The sequence below is a fragment of the Ohessyouella blattaphilus genome, from assembly GCF_024721265.1.
In the GTDB taxonomy this organism is placed as follows: Bacteria; Bacillota; Clostridia; order Lachnospirales; family Lachnospiraceae; genus Aequitasia; species Aequitasia blattaphilus_A.
This window is the reverse complement of record NZ_JAMXOC010000001.1, coordinates 17,912-36,443: the sequence shown is the minus strand read 5'-3', so window position 1 is coordinate 36,443 and position 18,532 is coordinate 17,912. Positions and strand designations below refer to the sequence as shown.

The 18,532-nt window shown below is 41.1% G+C and carries 17 protein-coding genes; 16 read left to right on the top strand and 1 reads right to left on the bottom strand.

What is annotated here, in order from left to right:
* The first annotated feature begins 1 nt into the window (after position 1).
* On the top strand, positions 2-1,261 hold the full coding sequence (locus tag NHH16_RS00145; RefSeq protein WP_262067569.1) for an LCP family protein: 1,260 nt from the start codon (positions 2-4) through the stop codon (positions 1,259-1,261).
* A gap of 95 nt (positions 1,262-1,356) precedes the next feature.
* Here the strand turns inward: NHH16_RS00145 and NHH16_RS00140 are convergent, their stop codons facing one another.
* The gene (locus NHH16_RS00140) at positions 1,357-3,261 is read right to left on the bottom strand and encodes an SGNH/GDSL hydrolase family protein (protein ID WP_262067568.1); all 1,905 of its coding nucleotides are present in this window, start codon (positions 3,259-3,261) and stop codon (positions 1,357-1,359) included.
* 160 nt (positions 3,262-3,421) lie between these two features.
* On the opposite strand from NHH16_RS00140, the gene NHH16_RS00135 reads away from it, so the two are divergent.
* The 15 genes from NHH16_RS00135 (at position 3,422) to ftsZ (ending at position 18,518) form a co-directional block, all read left to right on the top strand.
* A complete protein-coding gene (locus NHH16_RS00135; protein WP_262067567.1) occupies positions 3,422-4,825 on the top strand; it encodes an undecaprenyl-phosphate glucose phosphotransferase in 1,404 nt (467 codons plus the stop codon).
* Between the two features lie 26 nt (positions 4,826-4,851).
* On the top strand, positions 4,852-6,159 hold the full coding sequence (locus NHH16_RS00130; protein ID WP_262067566.1) for an O-antigen polymerase: 1,308 nt from the start codon (positions 4,852-4,854) through the stop codon (positions 6,157-6,159).
* Complete coding sequence (locus NHH16_RS00125) at positions 6,156-7,088, top strand: glycosyltransferase family 2 protein (protein ID WP_262067565.1); 933 nt, start codon at positions 6,156-6,158, stop codon at positions 7,086-7,088. The genes NHH16_RS00130 and NHH16_RS00125 overlap by 4 nt, the downstream gene beginning before the upstream one ends.
* Before the next feature lie 66 nt (positions 7,089-7,154).
* Complete coding sequence (locus tag NHH16_RS00120; protein ID WP_262067564.1) at positions 7,155-7,733, top strand: hypothetical protein; 579 nt, start codon at positions 7,155-7,157, stop codon at positions 7,731-7,733.
* An 18-nt stretch (positions 7,734-7,751) separates the two neighbouring features.
* Entirely contained in the window at positions 7,752-8,912 is a 1,161-nt protein-coding gene (locus tag NHH16_RS00115; protein WP_262067563.1) for an FtsW/RodA/SpoVE family cell cycle protein, read from the top strand.
* Positions 8,913-8,941: 29 nt separating this feature from the next.
* The gene (locus NHH16_RS00110) at positions 8,942-9,781 is read left to right on the top strand and encodes a DegV family protein (protein WP_262067562.1); all 840 of its coding nucleotides are present in this window, start codon (positions 8,942-8,944) and stop codon (positions 9,779-9,781) included.
* 63 nt (positions 9,782-9,844) lie between these two features.
* Complete coding sequence (locus NHH16_RS00105; RefSeq protein WP_262067561.1) at positions 9,845-10,144, top strand: hypothetical protein; 300 nt, start codon at positions 9,845-9,847, stop codon at positions 10,142-10,144.
* Positions 10,145-10,293: 149 nt separating this feature from the next.
* Positions 10,294-10,734 carry a division/cell wall cluster transcriptional repressor MraZ gene (gene mraZ, locus NHH16_RS00100; RefSeq protein ID WP_262067942.1) on the top strand — a complete coding sequence of 147 codons (441 nt, stop codon included), beginning with the start codon at positions 10,294-10,296 and terminating at the stop codon, positions 10,732-10,734.
* An 11-nt stretch (positions 10,735-10,745) separates the two neighbouring features.
* Positions 10,746-11,681, top strand: a complete 936-nt coding sequence (rsmH, locus tag NHH16_RS00095) for a 16S rRNA (cytosine(1402)-N(4))-methyltransferase RsmH (RefSeq protein WP_262067560.1) — start codon at positions 10,746-10,748, stop codon at positions 11,679-11,681.
* A gap of 26 nt (positions 11,682-11,707) precedes the next feature.
* On the top strand, positions 11,708-12,223 hold the full coding sequence (locus NHH16_RS00090) for a hypothetical protein (protein WP_262067559.1): 516 nt from the start codon (positions 11,708-11,710) through the stop codon (positions 12,221-12,223).
* 36 nt (positions 12,224-12,259) lie between these two features.
* Positions 12,260-14,047: a peptidoglycan D,D-transpeptidase FtsI family protein gene (locus tag NHH16_RS00085; RefSeq protein WP_262067558.1), complete on the top strand. Its 1,788-nt coding sequence runs from the start codon at positions 12,260-12,262 to the stop codon at positions 14,045-14,047.
* A 49-nt stretch (positions 14,048-14,096) separates the two neighbouring features.
* Entirely contained in the window at positions 14,097-15,050 is a 954-nt protein-coding gene (gene mraY, locus NHH16_RS00080; protein WP_262067557.1) for a phospho-N-acetylmuramoyl-pentapeptide-transferase, read from the top strand.
* A 14-nt stretch (positions 15,051-15,064) separates the two neighbouring features.
* Positions 15,065-16,414 (top strand): UDP-N-acetylmuramoyl-L-alanine--D-glutamate ligase, encoded by a 1,350-nt coding sequence (murD, locus tag NHH16_RS00075; RefSeq protein WP_262067556.1) that lies wholly within the window; start codon positions 15,065-15,067, stop codon positions 16,412-16,414.
* A gap of 15 nt (positions 16,415-16,429) precedes the next feature.
* Entirely contained in the window at positions 16,430-17,176 is a 747-nt protein-coding gene (locus NHH16_RS00070) for a cell division protein FtsQ/DivIB (protein WP_262067555.1), read from the top strand.
* Between the two features lie 136 nt (positions 17,177-17,312).
* Positions 17,313-18,518, top strand: a complete 1,206-nt coding sequence (ftsZ, locus tag NHH16_RS00065) for a cell division protein FtsZ (protein ID WP_262067554.1) — start codon at positions 17,313-17,315, stop codon at positions 18,516-18,518.
* The last annotated feature ends 14 nt before the right edge of the window (positions 18,519-18,532 follow it).

The window sequence follows — 18,532 nt, the reverse complement described above, 5'->3', positions numbered from 1 at the left end:
GATGGCGAAAACGCAAAGAAGATATCGAAGAGGAAGACGAAAAAGAAGATGGAGTATACAGAAGAAACTACTTGTTTTTTTTGTAGTTATTATTGCAACACTTTTGACATCTGGAATAATCTATGCAAGTAGCAAACTTACAAAACTTGATATTAATAAACTGGATCCGGAAAAGCTAAGTATAAGCGACGAAGTTGTTCATGAGAAAGGGTATTTGAATGTTGCCTTATTTGGCATAGATTCTCGCGATGGCACACTAGGGGAAGGAAATCGTAGCGATACTATTATGATTGCTAGTCTTAACAAGGAAACAGGCGATATAAAGTTAGTATCCATTTATCGAGATACACTTTTGGAGATGAGCGATGGCTCGTTAAATAAGGCAAATGCTGCGTATGCTTTTGGTGGACCAGAAGAAGCTGTTTCTATGATAAATAAAAATTTGGATATGAATATTGAAAAATATGTATCGGTCAATTTTAATGCCTTAGTTGATGTTGTAGATGCACTTGGTGGAATAGAAATTGGTATGACGGAAGCAGAAGCAATGCATATGAATAATTACGCGGTGGAAACAGCTCAAGTAACAGGCAGAGAATATACTAGAGTTGAACCGGCATATAATACTTATAATTTGAATGGTGTACAGGCTGTTTCATATGCGAGAATTAGATACGAAGGTAATGGTGATTTCCAACGCTCGGAGCGTCAAAGACTGGTTATTGAGAAGATATTAGAAAAGGCAAAAAATGCAAACTTGAGTGCATTGAATAAAATAATTGATGAAGTTTTCCCGCAAGTATCGACAAACTTTACTTTAACTGAAATGTTGGATTATGGGAAAAAAGTAGGTGACTATAACATAAATGAGACTTCAGGATTTCCAGCAGACAATACTACTGACTTATTGAATGAGGTAGGAAGCGTTGTTATTCCGAATACGCTAGTATCTAATGTAGCGGCGGTACATTCCTTTCTTTTTCCAGAAACAGAATATTTGTCATCGACTACATTGAGTGCTATTGAAGTAAAGATTTCTGCAAAGGCAGGGGATCGCGCGAGTAACTCCAGTACGTTTGGGGATGACGATGTGGATATTGATGACTTCGGGAATAATGCCGGAGTCTATGAGGCGCCACAGACAAATTATCCAGAGACGCCACAGACTAACTACCCGGAAAACTCTCAGGATAATCCAACTGATACAGGTGGAGACTCTCCTGTTGAAGAAACGCCGATTCCAGGAGATGGAACGAGTTGAAATAACCCCAATAAATGTGTGACGAAACAAAATATCAGAGCCGATAAATCTAGATTTTATCTGCTCTGATATTTTGTTTGTGGAAATAGGAGAGATTACCAATGTATTCCAACGGCATAATCTACGCATTGCCCGTATGGATTCCTTGCCTCGCAATAGAGAAGGAAGGTTCCTTTATGCGGGATAAGCCAATTTGTCCAGTTGGAAGAAGTATCCCAATCCTTAATTGTGTGCCATTTTTTAGTGCTCAAATCATAATAAAGCCAACGATAATCGTTATCTGTATAGGAACTTAAGTTGATGCCAGCACTTAGTTTGTTTGAAAAGAATTGAGGAATGTAAATACCGTTTGTTGTAAAAGTAGGTTTAGAATAGTTGAAGGCAGTAGTGCACGATTCAATTAGGCCGGTTTTTTGCGAACGAACCTCACAATGGAGCCAATAAACTCCGTTTTTGGGTAGTTCAAATGTAATCCAATTGCTTTTGGATTGCCAATCACTAAGTAAGAACCAGTTCTTCTGTTTAACGTCATAGTATTGCCATCGGAATTCCTTTGAAGTATAATCAGGGGCCACATTGACACCAGCCTTGATTTTGTACGTGTTTAGGGTTGGTATATATATACCGTTTACATGGAATTCCTTAGGTTGTGTATAATAGAAACCATTGGTAGAACTTATAATATGCCCTGTGATAGTTGAACGGACACGACAGTGGAGCCAGTAGGAGCCACTTTTAGGAGGAGTCCAGTTTATCCATGAAGCGTAAGGACTCCAATTCTGGATTAAATACCATTTTTGCTCTTGACAATCATAATACTGCCATTCGAATTCTTTATTACTATAATTAGGTGAAATATTGACACCGGCACTAATTGTAAGCCTATTTATATTTGGAATATAGATTCCATTTACATCGAACTCGGCGGAGCCTGTTGCGACAGTGCTTGCAGTGCTATATGTTTTGTCTTTGTCTCTAATTGTGACATTTATTTGATATTGTCCGCTTTGCACGAGGTGCCAAGTGATGTCTTGCTGCGGTGACCAATCTATTGTGATTTTCTGCGAAGTGTTTTTAGTATTGATTATATCCCATTTATATTCTGCTTCGTTGCTGTAAGTGCCACTGACTGTTGCTGTAGCTTTTAAGACTCCATCAGATATATGACTTGTTATATATTCGCATTTAATAGGGGGGGCATTTTGACTAATCATACCATAAATTTTGTTCATTCCAGATTTGTTGGGATGGATTCCGTCGTAGCAATCGATTTCTTCTAGACCGGCTTTGCGAAGATCGATCACCTGCGCATTGTATATAGTGGCAGCCGCGTGGATAGCATTGCAATAATAATCTAAGTCAGAATCAGGTGATTCACGGATTCTAAAAGGCGTTATACAAATTATTTTAGCAGAAGGATATTTTGTACGCATCTTAAAAAGAGCTGTGTGGTACGCGTTTGTAAATGTATCGACGAGACCTATTTGGTTTGGATTATAAGTGCCGATTTGCGGACGCCAATAAAAATCGTTTGTTCCTCCGAAAAATAGTATTACATCGGGGGTTCCACCATAAGCTAATCTATTAATTCGGAAATCAGAAGCCATGTAGCTGTTTTTATCATAGTATGTAGCTATATTTTGACCGTTCCATGTTATGCTAGAAGAACCAAGAGTTTCACTAGCGGTTAGATGACCACCGATATCGTTAATATAGCGCCCCCACCATGTATCATATATAGACATTAAAGATTCATCGTAGAAATAGGTTCCCCAAAGAGAGTATCCTTTGTATGTAGAGATACTATCGCTGAGAATAGCGACCCTTGGTCCACTTTCGGACGCGGAAAAACTCTGCGGTTCAGAGAACGTGTTTGTGTCGTATTTTATATTCCCTTGAAGTGAAAGGATCTCTTCGGGGATATTATTAGAGGCTTTTGTTGGAAGGGCGCATATATGCAGGAGAAAGAGTGTTGTCAAGAGTGTTACTATTTTTTTCATCAAATTTACTTTTCCTTTCTTAATATTCCATGTTTATATTATCATATTTGATAGAAAAAATGAATCTTGTTTGTAGGAGTGAATGTAGTCTTGACTTGCCGATTAATAGAATTTATTGTACTATAAGTAAGACATTGTTTAAAGATAATAGGTGATAAAAGTGATTAAGGATAATGAGAAATTAATAAATAGATTAAGATTTATCGTGGATGCACTGGCGATTATTTTTTCATATATTGCTTCTTGGTATGTAAAATTTAAGAGTGGTATTTTTGCAGATGAATTATGGTACTATTCTTTGAAACAATATTGCATTGCTTTGATATACATTGTTCCAGGTTATTTGATACTGTACTATATATTTCAACTTTATGCTTCAAAACGGTTAGTAGGAAGACGTGAGGAAGCATGGCACATTATCCAGGCGAATATTATTGGACTAATGGCTTTTATTCTAATTCTATATTTGCTAAGAGAGAATGATTATTCGCGTACAATGATTTTTATTTTCTTTTGTATAAATGTATATACTACCGTCATTACGCGTAATATTATAAGGCAAGGAGTACGGGATTTAAGAAAAAGTGGATATAACCAAAAGGATATCTTATTGATTGGGTACAGTAGAGCGGCGGAAGAATATATCGATAGGATAACGATGAATCCAGAATGGGGATATCGTGTACGCGGTATTTTAGATGACCATGTGGAAAGTGGTATTTCATATCGCGGAGTAAAAGTCTTAGGAACGATAGCGAATTTAGATATTGTTTTACCGAGAACGCATTTTGATGAAATTGCAATCACTTTAAGCATTAATGAGTATAGTAAACTGGCTAAGATTGTAGCGATGTGTGAAAAATCAGGAGTGCATACGAAATTTATTCCAGATTACAATAAAATAATTCCAACGAAGCCGTATACAGAGGACTTAAATGGACTTCCTGTAATTAATATTCGTAAAATTCCACTATCTAATGACTTGAATAGATTTATTAAGAGAGCGGAAGATATTTTCGGTGCAGTTGTTGCGATTGTGCTTTTTTCACCGATAATGCTGATTACGGCTGTGCTTGTTAAAAGCACCTCAAAGGGACCGTTGATATATAAACAAGAACGAATGGGGCTGAATAATAAAACATTCAATATGTATAAATTTCGTTCGATGGAGGTTCAGGACAAAAATGAAGAGAAAGAAAAATGGACTGTCCCAAATGATCCACGAGTCACAGCTGTTGGGAAGATTATCCGAAAGACAAGCATAGATGAGTTGCCGCAATTGTTTAATGTGTTGATCGGGAAAATGTCATTAGTCGGACCGCGACCGGAGCGTCCGCAATTTGTGAGTAAATTTAAGGAGGAAATTCCGCGATACATGATTAAACACCAAGTGCGTCCAGGGATCACGGGTTGGGCGCAAGTGAATGGGCTTAGAGGTGACACTTCGATTTACAAACGAATTGAATATGACTTGTACTATATTGAAAACTGGACGTTAGGATTGGATTTTAAAATTTTGTTTTTAACATTTTTTAAAGGGTTTATTAATAAAAACGCATATTAAAATATGCTAGGAAGGAACTTATAACGATGAGACAGCGAAGTAACGTGATTTTAGAATATGGGATATATATGTTGGCATATCTTGTTAGTTATATTCTTTCTTTAGCGGAGTGTGAAATCGCTTCTGGGGCGACGTTAATTTTTGCGGCGATTTATTTGTATAGAAAATGGTACAAAGAAACAGGAAATATAGTCGATTTGCGAGGTGTGTTTACATTGGCTTGGGTTGGTGGACAAGGAGTTGCATGCCTGCAACTGAGTCGTTTGCAGACAAGTTGGCATTATCTTACATGGTTATGTTTTTTTGTTGTCTACATGGGATTTGGTGTTGGATATGAATGGGGGCTTCGAGATGGCCGTGTGGATCGAAGAGTTGAAAAGGTAGAAGAAGCAACAAAACGGATATTTCAATGTGTAAATGTACTTGGCTTGGTTTCGCTTACGTGTTTTGTCATAGAGGTTGTGCTTCGTGGTTATATACCGCTATTTTCGCAAGCGGCTCATTCAGCTTTTCTATTTCCGGTGTCGGGACTTCATTACTTAACATTGGGTGGGGCATTAATACCGGCTCTATCGGTGTTGTATATTCAGAGCAAAAAAAACGAAGTTAAGAGGGAAATGGGAATAATTATCCTTTGGAACGTTGTGAGCGTTCTTGTTTTGGTTATGTGTATTGCACGATCTCAGATTCTTTTAGCGGTTGGAATAGCTTTAACAGTATATATTGCCACGAATAAGCGAATAAATGGACGGATTGTCGTGTTGCTTCTTTTGGTGTTGATTCCTCTATACGTATTATTGACAATTGCTAAAGACCATAATGTAGCGTATTTAAATAGTGTATTTGAGATGAAAAATCGTGATATGCCAATATTCATTACGCAACCATATATGTATGTAGCGAATAATTTTGAGAATTTTAATGTATTAGTGGAAAATATAGGACGACATACTTTTGGTTTAAAGATGCTTTTCCCCTTTTTTGCTTTAACCGGGCTAAAGTATGTGATTCCCAAGATAGTTGATATACCATTGTATTTGACGAAACCAGAACTGACAACATTGACCATGTTTTATGATGCGTATTATGACTTTGGCGTTGTGGGAGTGTGTGCTTTAGCTATTTTGGTTGGGGTGATTGCGAAAATAATAGTAAGAAAAGTGCGTGATACAAATAATCCGATTATTTTTTTGTTTTATGGTCAATTTGCCGTATACCTTGGGCTTTCTTTTTTTACAACGTGGCTCAGCAGTCCTGTAGTCTGGATGTGGTTTATTCTTTCGGCTATTGTTTTTTGGTATGTGGGTAAAGGAATGGAGAAAGACGACGTATGATTAGACAGATGTATGATGTGGTAATTCCTACCTTCAAACCGGATGGGAAATTAAATCGATTAATTGAAGGTTTGAAATGCCAAAGAAATCAGCCTAACAGAATAATACTACTGAATACCGAATCGAATGTTTCTGTGAGAGGTATCGAAGAAAAATATGATGTTGAGATATACACAATTAAAAAAGATGAGTTCGACCATGGGGGGACGAGAGACTTCGGGATGCGTTTATCCCAAGCGCCATATGTTTTGTTGATGACTCAAGATGCGGTGCCGACGGATGAAATACTATCAGAAGAACTATTAAAACCGTTTGTTGATACAGCAGTAGCCGTATCATTTGCGCGGCAGCTTCCTATAGAGGATACAGATATAATTGAACGATACACTCGTTTGTTTAATTATCCAGATAAAAGCCGGATTAAAAGTATGAGCGATATTGACGAGCTAGGTATAAAAACGTTCTTTTGCTCGAATGTCTGTGCAATGTATAACAGAGAGATATATATAAAGAATAACGGGTTCGTCCGCAAGACTATTTTTAATGAAGACATGATCTATGCAGGAAAAGTGATTAGAGTAGGTTACAAGGTGGCTTATCAAGCAGAGGCGAAAGTGATTCATGCTCATAATTATTCGGGACGGGAACAATTAAAGCGAAATTTTGATATGGCAGTCTCACAAGTTGATTATCCAGAAGCTTTTGCGGGAATCAAGGCGGAATCGGAGGGGGTAAAACTTGTGAGAAGAACAGCAAACTATCTTTTTCGAAACCACAAATATAAGGAGATTGTCGTGTTGATTTACAAAAGTGGCTGTAAATATCTAGGATATCTTCTTGGTACAAAGTATAAGCGTTTACCAAGGTGGCTTGTTAGGCGAATTACAATGAATCAAGCATTTTGGAGATCAAAGTTAGGTGATTCTTGACATATAGGTGATATTGTAAGAAGATGATTATAGAAAGAACATGTTTTAAGAAGGAGGGTTGATATAATGAAAAGGGCGAAGTTGTTTTTGTTAATAGTAGCGAGTTTTGTAATGAGTTTTTCTGCATGCGGGAAGAAGGAAGATGAAGTAAAGGTTCCTGATAGTGCGGATAAGCTTGTGATTGAAGATGCGTCGAAAGAGGATAACAAGAACGAGAACGAAAATGTGGCTGAGAATGTAGAGGAACCGCAGCCGGAAAATAATAATAATTTTCCGATGGTTATTTTTCACCCTGATGAGCAGTATATGAGCTTTGAATCGGAGTCAGTTGTGGTGGATGAGTTGACGCCAGACGCTATTTTGAACAAAATGATTGAGTATAAGGTTATGATTTCAGACGTGAAGGTAGTGGGATTCGAGGAGGTTACTGATAATGGTCAAAAAGCCATTGATTTAACTTTGAACCAAGCTTATGCGGATTATCTAGGTAAGATGGGCAGCACAGAGGAATACTATTGCTTAGGAGCATTATGCAATTCATTTATTGATAGTTTTAAAGTTGATAAAATTAAAATTAGTATAGATGGAGAAGTATTACAAACAGGGCATAACGTCTACTCGAACTATATGTTTAAATTTGAATAGTTAGGTGAAGAGAAAGCAATGACAGCAAAAACCAAAAAGATGAAAGCAAAGACAATTTCAAAAAGTACCTCAGAGTATTTTGACTACAGCCTCTTAGCGGTTTTAGTCTTTTTGGTGTGTTTTGGCCTAGTGATGCTTTATTCTGTAAGTTCCTATAGTGCCTTAATTAAATACGGAAATAGTATGCACTATTTGACGAGACAGCTGATCTTTACGGTGGCAGGTTTTGCCGGGTTATATGTGGCAAGCCGACTGCCTCTGGAGTTTTATCGTAAGGTGGCTTTCTTCTCATACATGGCTTCTCTCGCTTTGATGGCCTTAGTACAGACGCCTCTAGGAAAAGAGGTGAACGGTGCTAAGAGATGGTTAAAGCTTCCGGGAGATCAACAATTACAACCAGCGGAGATTGCCAAGATTGCCCTAATTATTTATATTCCGCTGCTGATAATTAAATTTGGTAAAGAATATAAGCAGCTTAAACAGACCGCAAAGGTTTTATGTGCAGGATTAGTAGCAGCGGCTTTTGCTCTATTTTTGACAGATAACTTAAGTACGGCGGTTATTCTAATGGGGATTACCGTTATTATCGTGTTTATCTCGCATCCCAAGACGAAACCCTTCCTTATGATAGGGGTTGCCCTAGTGGTGCTGGTGGGTGGTTTTCTGGTTTATGTTGTCAATTTTGTAAATTCTACAGGGAATTTCCGCATGAACCGAATTTTAATGTGGTTAAAGCCAGAGGAATACTCAGGAGACAACTTTCAGAGCTTGCAGGGGTTATATGCCATCGGCTCTGGTGGCCTTTTTGGCAAAGGGCTGGGAAACGGCGCTCAGAAGATGGTTATCCCAGAGGTGCAAAACGATATGATTCTCTCGGTTATTTGTGAGGAGCTGGGAATATTTGGCGCAATTATGATCTTGATACTTTTCGGCTTGGTGCTATACCGGCTATTCTTCATTGCTCAGAATGCACCGGATCTTTATAGCTCGTTAGTGGTGACGGGAATATTTGCCCATATCGCTTTGCAGGTGATGTTTAATGTAGGTGTAGTAACTGGGGTTTTGCCAACGACGGGGATTACCTTGCCGTTTATCAGTTATGGCGGCACATCCACCTTGTTTTTGTTAACAGAGATGGGAGTAGCACTGGGGGTATCAAGACGGATTCGGCTTGACTAGAGCGTCTTGAAGAAAGAAATAGGTGAAGAATGGAATACAAAATTATTATTGATAGCTGTGGGGAATTGACATCGGAGATGAAAGCATCGGGAATCTATACATCTATTCCTCTTTATATAACGGTAGGGGAAAGAAACATGGTTGATGACGAGACTTTTGATCAACAAGAGTTTTTGCGAGCGGCAGCGGCGACGAAGGAATGTCCACGGTCTTCCTGTCCCTCTCCTGATCAATATTTGGAGTCGTATCGGGGGAATGAAAAGCGAGTCTACGGTGTGACGCTATCAGCTAATCTAAGTGGTTCTTATAATAGCGCCATGTTAGCAAAGACGATGATGGAAGAGCAAGAGCCGGATAAACAGGTGTATATCTTTGATTCACGCTCGGCTTCTGTTGCTCAGACCTTGATTGGTCTGAAAATTAGAGAGTGCGAAGAAAAGGGACTTTCTTTTGAAGAGGTGGTTACGGAAGTGGAAGCCTACATTGAAGGCCAGAACACGTATTTTGTCCTTGAAGATTTAGAGACGCTACGAAAGAATGGACGCTTAACAGGGCTTAAGATGCTTGTGGCTTCGGCCCTTAATATTAAACCAGTCTGTGGTGCAACAGCAGAGGGGACGATCTTTCAACTAGGCCAAGGACGGGGAATTAATAAAGCCTTGCAGAAAATGGTTCAGTACTTAACGACGGAGGTGATTAATCCGACGGAGAAGGTTCTGGCTATTTCCCACTGTAACTGCTTAGAAAGAGCAGAAAGTGTGAAAAAGATGATCCTTGAAAAAGTCGCGGTGAAAGAGGTTATTATTCTTGATACTAGGGGCATCAGTACCATGTACGCTTCTGACGGTGGTATTATCGCAGTTGTTTAAACAATAAAGATGTGTTAGAATAACAAAAAAGTTTAAGTATAGGGGAGAAGGAGAGACGATTTTATGAGCCAAGAAAAAGTGGATCGATATAAAGAGAGTAAGGCGACAAGACGGGAACGCCAAAGAAAGGCGAGACGTAAGCAGATTATGATGCAAATCGGTTTGCTGGTGGTAGCGGTACTTTTGGTGGTCTGGATTGGCTACTCGGTGGTACGAAGTGTGGCAGATAATAAGCCGAAGACAGCAGTTGAAGTAAAATACGATGATGTAAATCAATATTTGACAGAGTTAAACACGGAGCCGGCAGCGGAAGAGGAAGCACCGGTGGAGGAAGTACCTGCAGACGAAGAGGCAACGGAATAAATGCACTAAAAAAGGAACTAGCGTTCGAAGCTAGTTCCTTTTTTTTATGCTTTTTTTACAATTATAGGGTTGAAATAGTCTTAAGAATGTAATAAAATGGTTTCAAGTGGTAGGAAGTGGTGAGAAGTGGAAGAAAGTGGGTGAATCCATTGTTGAAAGGAGAATACAGTCATAATATTGACGCCAAGGGCAGGTTGATTATACCTGCTAAAATGCGTGATGACCTAGGGAAGGATTTTGTTATCACGAAGGGTCATGAAGATTGTCTGTATGTATATCCGGAAGACGAATGGGAAGAATTCGAAGCCAAGTTAAACAAACTACCGATTACTACTAATGATGTTGCCAGAGAGATGATGTACCACTTTGTAGCAAGCGCTACAGACGGCGATATCGATAATCAAGGGAGAACCTTGATTCCTCAGAGCTTACGCGGATTTGCGAAGTTAAGCAAAGAAGTCGTCTTTATCGGTATGGGGAAGCGTGCCGAAATTTGGGACAAAGCTTTGTGGGAGGAGAAGAACGCAGCTGCCGACAAGAATTTCGTTCAGAATGCCAAGCAGCTTGAAGCAGAAGGTTTTAGCTTCTAAGGGAGATGTATATGGAGTTTAAACACACAACCGTTCTTCTCGATGAGACAGTAGATGGATTAAATGTTAAACCTGACGGAATCTATGTAGATGGAACGTTGGGCGGTGGTGGGCATGCATACCAAGTATGCAAAAAGCTTACCGGCAAAGGGAGTATTATAGGTATAGACCAAGATGAGGAAGCGCTTAAAGCAGCCGGAACTCGTCTGGAGGACTTTGGCGACAAAGTCACATTAATCAGAAGCAATTACAAGGATATGCAAGTAAAGCTTCTGGAGATAGGTGTTGACAAGGTGGATGGAATCATACTTGACCTTGGTGTGTCCTCTTATCAGTTGGACAACAAGGAGCGAGGCTTTTCGTACCGCGAAGATGCACCCTTAGATATGCGGATGGACAATCGTCAGGAGAAGACGGCTAAGGACATCGTCAATACTTACAGTGAGATGGACCTCTATCGCGTGATTAGAGATTACGGTGAAGATAAGTTTGCCAAGAACATCGCCAAGCATATCGTGGCCGAAAGAGCGCAGAGGTCCATTGATACCACTGGTCAATTGGTGGAGATTATCAAGCAAGCGATTCCCATGAAGGTGCGCAAGAAGGCGGGACACCCCGCGAAGAAGACTTTTCAAGCCCTTCGCATCGAGTTAAATAGGGAGTTAGAGGTGTTAAGGGATTCTCTTGATAGTATGATTGAGATTCTAAATCCCCAGGGCCGAATTTGCATTATTACTTTTCATTCCTTAGAGGATCGAATTGTTAAAAATATTTTCCGCACAGCGGAAAACCCTTGTATCTGTCCTCCGGAATTTCCGGTTTGTGTATGTGGACGTGCATCTAAAGGGAAAGTAATTACCAGAAAACCGATTCTGCCAAGTGCAGAAGAGATGGAAGAAAATTCTCGTTCAAAAAGTGCAAAGCTTCGTATTTTTGAACGTAGTTAGTAGGAAGTTGATGAAAGGAGATAGACATGGCTTATCAAACAAATAAAAATTGGAATACAAGACAGCAGAGTAGAGCCTATGTCTATGGTAACCTTTCTCCTGTTCGCGAGCCGAGTTTTGAACCGGTACGAAGGGAAGAGCAAGAACCTCGCAGAGCCCCTAGTCGTAAGACGCGGCAAAATCGCCGTCGGGAGAGTAGAATAAGTGGCAGCTACGTGTTTTTTCTTGTGTTAGCATCCGTGATTGCTATGGTGATTTGCGTTAATTTTATAAAGATTCACGCAGAAGTCACAGCAAGCTCTAAGAACATTACAAAGATGCAAAGCCAATTATCAGAGCTTAAAGAGATGAATAATTCTAAAGAAGGGGCAATTATGGATCCCATCAATTTGGATCAGGTGAGAGACCGGGCGATTAACGAGATGGGTATGACGTATGCCGCTGACAATCAAATCGTACATTATGCCAATCCCTCAGGAGATTATATTCGCCAGGTGGAACAAATACCGAAGGAAGGTATGTTAGCGTACGCTGGCAATTAGGTGAAAGTGATGGCTCGTAGGAAGTTCCTTAAATATATGAAACGGAAGCTAGCATTAGTATTTATTTTAGTAATGCTAGTTTTTCTTGGTTTAGTGTGCCGCATTACCTATATTAATGCGGCCAAAGGAGATAAGTATAAAAAGACGGTTCTTGATCAGCAGCAGTATAACAGTCGCCAAATCGCCTATAAGCGTGGCGATATCTTAGATCGAAACGGGACGAAAATCGCTCTAAGCGAACGAGTATATAATGTTATCCTCGATGCTAAGATTCTTCTAGGTGACGAGGATTATATTGAAAAGACTTTAGAAATAGCTAGTACGTGTTTTGAAATTCCGGTAGAAGAGATGGAAGCGATTCTTGAAGAGACGCCGGAAAGCCGCTATGCCATTCTCAAAAAGGACGTAGATTACAATACGGCGACCACTTTTACAGAGATGATGAACGATGAAGCGGATGGCGCTAATAGTAACGGTATTTGGCTTGAAGAGGATTATATTCGTAAATATCCTTATAATGCCACCGCCAGTGATGTGATTGGCTTTGTAAATGATGAGGATGTTGGGAGTTATGGTCTTGAATCCTATTACAATGACGTCTTAACTGGAGTAAACGGCAAAGAATACGGGTATCTAGATGAAGATGCGACGTTTAATCGAACGGTAAAAGAACCTGTCAATGGAAGCAATGTGGTTAGTACCATCGATTTACAGATACAAAGCATTGTGGATCGTTACGTCTTAGAATTTAATGATGCTCAAAGAGATAATACAAGACCGGGAGAAGGAAGTCTAAAGACGAATGTACTGGTGATGAATCCGCAAAACGGTGAAATTCTCGCAATGACGGATTTCCCTAGTTATGATTTGAATAATCGCTCGGACTTGTCGCGAAATTATACTCCGGAAGATCAACAGGCACTTCGAGATGAAGGCTCAGAAGGCGAGGTGCTGGCAAAGCTTTGGAGCAATGCCTGCGTGTCGGATTCTTTTGAGCCGGGTTCCACCTTTAAAGAGTTTACGGTAGCTGGAGCTCTGGATAGTGGTGTCTTAAACGGTGAAGAAACCTTTTACTGTGGTGGTATGCTACATGTTGGAGACCATGATATCTACTGTAATAATACGAAGGGGCATGGTACTCAGACGTTATCTCAGGCGATGGCCAACTCGTGTAATGTGGCGCTAATGGAAATTGGACTGCGGATGGGTGCAGAAGGCTTTACGAAGATGCAGAGTAACTATGGCTTTGGCCAGTATACGGGTATTGACTTACCAGGCGAGGCGGAGACAGCGGGCCTTATTCACGGCTTGGATGATATTCAAGAGGTTGATATTGCAACCAGTAGTTTCGGTCAGAGTTTTAATGTGACTATGGTGCAGCTGGCGTCGGCTTTCTCTTCGCTGATTAATGGGGGTGACTACTATAAGCCCCATCTGGTAAAAGAGATTCAAGACGAACAAGGTACGGTGACGACCACGGTGGAGCCAGAGATTCTTAAGAAAACTACTTCTAAAGAAACCAGTGATCTAGTGAAGACGTATTTGCGCGAGGTGGTAGTAAGCGGTACAGGAGCGCCGGCCGCGGTGGAAGGATATGATATTGGAGGAAAGACGGGAACGGCAGAGAAGCTTCCTAGAGGACATCGTAATTACGTAGTATCTTTTATTGGCTATGCTCCCCAGGAGAATCCTCAAGTAGTGATTTACATCGCGATTGATGAGCCGAACACCCCTGATCAGCAATACGGTCAATTTACCACAAAGATGTTTGCTGGGATTGCAAGTGAGATTTTCCCCTATCTTGGAGTTGAAAAGGTGCAGTAAATCAAGTATGATAGTTTAGTTACAGAAGATGTAAGGGAGGTTCACTGCGATGAACAATACAACTCTATATGCGGGAATCGGCGCATTTATAATAGCGGCATTACTTGGTCCGGTTATCATTCCTATGTTAAAGAAGCTAAAAATGGGCCAGACAGAACGAGAAGAAGGGGTTGCGTCTCACTTAGAGAAGGCCGGCACCCCAACGATGGGGGGCGTTATGATTATCTTAGCGCTAGTTATCCCTTCGCTGTTTTATTTACGAAGCTATCCCAAGATTTTGCCAGTGCTTATGCTAACGGTGGGCTTTGGACTGATTGGTTTTCTAGATGATTATTTAAAAGTGGTGAAGAAAGACCCTGATGGGTTAAAACCAAAACAAAAGTTTCTTTTGCAGTTTGTTCTGACAGCGTTCTTTGCTGGTTACTTATATTTTTTTACAGAGAGAGGATTAGAGCTGCGAATTCCTTTTGCCGGAACGTATCTCGATCTGGGTATCTTGGCAATTCCCCTTCTTTTTGTTGCTGTTATCGGTACGGTAAACGGGACGAATTTTACCGATGGTCTGGACGGCTTGGCTTCTAGTGTGACCATTCCCGTGGCCATTTTCTTCGGCGTTGCCTCGGTGCTACTAAAGGGCGGCGTGGAGCCAGTGGCCTTTGCAGCTTGTGGAGCGCTAATGGGATTTTTGCTCTACAATGTGTACCCGGCCAAAGTATTTATGGGTGATACTGGTTCCTTAGCTCTTGGCGGGTTTGTAGTAGGGATGGCGTATCTATTAAAGATGCCGCTTTTTATCGTGATTGTTGGTCTTGTGTACCTAGTAGAAGTGGTGTCGGTAATGATTCAAGTGACGTACTTTAAAAAGACGGGTGGTAAGCGCTTCTTTAAGATGGCGCCGATTCATCATCATTTTGAGTTATGCGGCTGGTCGGAGACGAGGGTGGTGGCAGTCTTTACCATAATCACGACCCTATTGTGTGTGATAGGATATCTAGCGATTTAAATAAAGGAGAGTTCATGATACTTAAAGGAAAGAAGACCTTGGTCTACGGCCTTGGGAAAAGCGGGATAGCCGCAGGTGCGCTACTGGAAAAGGCGGGTAGCGAAGTATATCTCTACGACGGGAATACGCAGCTGGATAAAGAAAAGCTTTGCCAGGAGATAGGCGGTCCTTGTCAAGTGATGCTAGGGGATTTTCCGCGAGAGATAATGAAAGAAATAGATTTAGTTGTGCTAAGCCCTGGGGTGCCGACGGATTTACCGGAAATTGTCGAAATGAAGACGGCAAATATTGATATTATCGGGGAGATTGAACTGGCGTATCTCTGCAGCAAGGGCGAAGTGCTGGCGATTACGGGAACCAATGGAAAGACCACCACGACGGCTCTTTTAGGCGAGATTATCAAGGCGTACAATGAGAATTCCTTTGTAGTTGGCAATATTGGAACACCCTATACACTAGTAGCCGAGAAGACAGATGAGAATTCGACGGTGGTAGCTGAGGTTAGTAGCTTTCAGCTAGAGACCATACGAACCTTTCATCCGCGAGTGAGTGCGATTTTAAATATTACGCCAGATCATTTAGATCGCCATCATACAATGGCGGCTTATATTGCGGCTAAGGTACGGATTACTGAAAACCAAACGGAAGGGGACTACTGCATTCTTAATTATGAGGACGAGGTAACTAGAAAACTGGGTGAGACGTTATGGGCTCAAGTGATTTATTTTAGCAGCAAGTCTGTCCTAGCGGAAGGGGTTTACCTTAAAGATCAAAAAATTGTCTTACGCTACGAAGATACGGAAGAAGTGGTGTGTGACCTTGATGATTTGCAACTCTTAGGTGTGCATAATTACGAGAATGTAATGGCGGCAGTGGCGATGGCTCTTGTGTATAAAGTGCCGCTAACCATCATTAGAAAGGTGCTGGGAGAGTTTGCTGGGGTGGCTCACCGCATTGAGTTCGTCACTGAGAAAAATGGGATAGCCTACTATAATGACTCTAAAGGGACCAATCCTGATGCAGCGATTAAAGCAGTAGCAGCAATGGTGAGACCGATCGTATTGATCGCCGGCGGTTATAATAAGGACGCGGATTACCGGGAATGGATTGGTAGCTTTAATGGTAAAGTTAAAAAGATGGTTCTGCTAGGTGAGACGAAAGAGGATATTGCCCGGACGGCTATGTCTCTAGGATTTCATGACTACGTGTTGGTTGATTCCTTCGAAGAGGCCGTGCGGACGGCTACAGAGCTGGCGGGTAGTGGTGACGCCGTGTTATTATCACCTGCTTGTGCCAGTTGGGGGATGTTTAAAAACTTTGAAGAGCGCGGGGATGTATTTAAGAAATTGGTGAAAACCGAGTAGAACAAAGGGGAAGGCATGAATGGTAAACGAAAAAAGAAGCTAAGCGTAAGAATATATCATTTCTTTACAACCGTGATTGGGCTGGCGATTTTTGTACTTGGTGTATTTGTGCTCTTTCACATCCAAGATGTGGTTGTTACGGGGAATACGTACACAGATACCAATCAAATAATCGAAACAGTAAGAGACGACCCGTACTCTATTAATACTCTTTACGTAATGGGTAAATATAAGTTAGGCAAAGGACAAAGCCTAGAGACGCTGGATAAGATTAAAGTGGGAATAAAGAACCCGTGGACGCTAAAGATTACGGTTACGGAAAAGCCGATTGTGGGCTATATCGAAATGTCAGATGGGTACGCTTACTTAGACATTAACGGTCTGGTGGTCTATAAGCATCACGAACTTTTACCAGATGTTCCGAGAATCGAGGGCATCTCTGGGGAAGGATTGCAGGTTGGCGATACTCTTGAGGCAACCGATAAGCAGCTTTTGCAGCAGATACTGCTGGCGACTGACGAAGCGAGAAAGAAAGAACTGCCTGTAGAGCGGGTGATGAATATCGAAAATAGTGTGTATCTGATTATGGGAAATATCTATATAAAGCTTGGACAAGAGGTAAGTGAAGAGCAAATTGCGCAAATTGCCCCCATTCTTCCGAATCTAGAAGGAGAAGAAGGAACCTTGCATTTGGAGAACTATTCTGAGGATAACGATACAATTACCTTCAAAAGAGGAGAATTCCCCATACAAATTGAGTGAAATGCAGAAAAAAACCTAAAAACAAGGAAAACTCTATTGATATTTTACAAAAAAAACGATATTATATAGGTTAGTAATGTACGAAATTATGTGTGGGTAGTATAGATATTTAAGGAAAATAAAGGAGGACGAACCTTTGCTAGAAATTAAGACTAATGAATCAGAAGCGGCAGCAAAAATAATAGTTGTCGGTGTCGGAGGCGGCGGTAACAACGCAGTTAACCGAATGATAGACGAACAGATTGCTGGAGTGGAGTTTATCGCCATTAATACCGATAAGCAAGCTTTGCAATTGAGCAAGGCGCCAACACTTATGCAGATTGGTGAAAAAATTACAAAAGGACTCGGTGCTGGTGCCAGACCAGAAGTTGGTGAGAAGGCGGCAGAAGAGAGTTCAGAAGAGATTGCGGCAGCCTTAAAAGGTGCAGACATGGTCTTTGTTACTTGCGGTATGGGCGGCGGTACAGGAACAGGTGCAGCGCCAGTAGTTGCCAGAATTGCTAAAGACATGGGAGCGTTGACGGTTGGTGTAGTTACCAAACCTTTTAGATTCGAGTCAAAAACCCGAATGAACAATGCCCTTCAAGGAATTGATAAACTAAGTAAAGAGGTTGATACTCTAATTGTTATTCCGAATGACAAATTATTAGAGGTAGTGGATAGACGCACGACTATGCCAGAAGCCCTTAAGAAGGCAGATGAAGTCTTACAGCAAGGTATCCAAGGTATTACAGATTTGATTAACGTTCCATCACTAATTAACCTTGACTTCGCAGATGTGCAGACGGTTATGACCGATAAAGGCATTGCGCATATCGGTATTGGTATGGGTAAAGGTGACGATAAGGCTCTTGAAGCGGTTAAGCAGGCAGTGGCAAGTCCTCTACTAGAGACGACGATTGCTGGTGCAAGCCATGTAATCATCAATGTATCAGGAGATATTACTTTAATGGATGCTTCTGATGCAGCAGAATACGTACAGGAACTAGCAGGTGAGGATGCGAATATTATCTTCGGTGCTATGTATGATGATAGTCGAGCGGATGAAGCGACGATTACCGTTATTGCTACCGGTCTTCATCAGCAAGGTACGGCCTCTAAGTTAAAGAGCCGTCTAGAAGGCCAGAAGCAGCGCGGCATTCCCCCGATTGTTGGGAATGAAGAGAGCGTAGCACGCCCGCGAACAGAGCGTAAAAGCTTAGACTTTATGCCTAGTAAAGAAGAAGGAACCCAGGCAGGTGGAACAGGTGGTGAGACACCGAAGCTTAATACCCCGACAGTGCCTAAGAGTACCGTGAAGGAACAGGATATTAAGATTCCGGATTTCTTTAGAAGAAAATAATTGATAATCTTTGA

Bases quoted from the DNA above. Each gene is read 5' to 3' on its own strand.
- NHH16_RS00145 (WP_262067569.1), top strand. From the start codon at position 2: ATGGCGAAAACGCAAAGAAGATATCGAAGAGGAAGACGAAAAAGAAGA.
- NHH16_RS00140 (WP_262067568.1), bottom strand. From the start codon at position 3,261: ATGAAAAAAATAGTAACACTCTTGACAACACTCTTTCTCCTGCATATA.
- NHH16_RS00130 (WP_262067566.1), top strand. From the start codon at position 4,852: ATGAGACAGCGAAGTAACGTGATTTTAGAATATGGGATATATATGTTG.
- NHH16_RS00125 (WP_262067565.1), top strand. From the start codon at position 6,156: ATGATTAGACAGATGTATGATGTGGTAATTCCTACCTTCAAACCGGAT.
- NHH16_RS00120 (WP_262067564.1), top strand. From the start codon at position 7,155: ATGAAAAGGGCGAAGTTGTTTTTGTTAATAGTAGCGAGTTTTGTAATG.
- NHH16_RS00115 (WP_262067563.1), top strand. From the start codon at position 7,752: ATGACAGCAAAAACCAAAAAGATGAAAGCAAAGACAATTTCAAAAAGT.
- NHH16_RS00110 (WP_262067562.1), top strand. From the start codon at position 8,942: ATGGAATACAAAATTATTATTGATAGCTGTGGGGAATTGACATCGGAG.
- NHH16_RS00105 (WP_262067561.1), top strand. From the start codon at position 9,845: ATGAGCCAAGAAAAAGTGGATCGATATAAAGAGAGTAAGGCGACAAGA.
- rsmH (WP_262067560.1), top strand. From the start codon at position 10,746: ATGGAGTTTAAACACACAACCGTTCTTCTCGATGAGACAGTAGATGGA.
- NHH16_RS00090 (WP_262067559.1), top strand. From the start codon at position 11,708: ATGGCTTATCAAACAAATAAAAATTGGAATACAAGACAGCAGAGTAGA.
- NHH16_RS00085 (WP_262067558.1), top strand. From the start codon at position 12,260: ATGAAACGGAAGCTAGCATTAGTATTTATTTTAGTAATGCTAGTTTTT.
- mraY (WP_262067557.1), top strand. From the start codon at position 14,097: ATGAACAATACAACTCTATATGCGGGAATCGGCGCATTTATAATAGCG.
- murD (WP_262067556.1), top strand. From the start codon at position 15,065: ATGATACTTAAAGGAAAGAAGACCTTGGTCTACGGCCTTGGGAAAAGC.
- NHH16_RS00070 (WP_262067555.1), top strand. From the start codon at position 16,430: ATGAATGGTAAACGAAAAAAGAAGCTAAGCGTAAGAATATATCATTTC.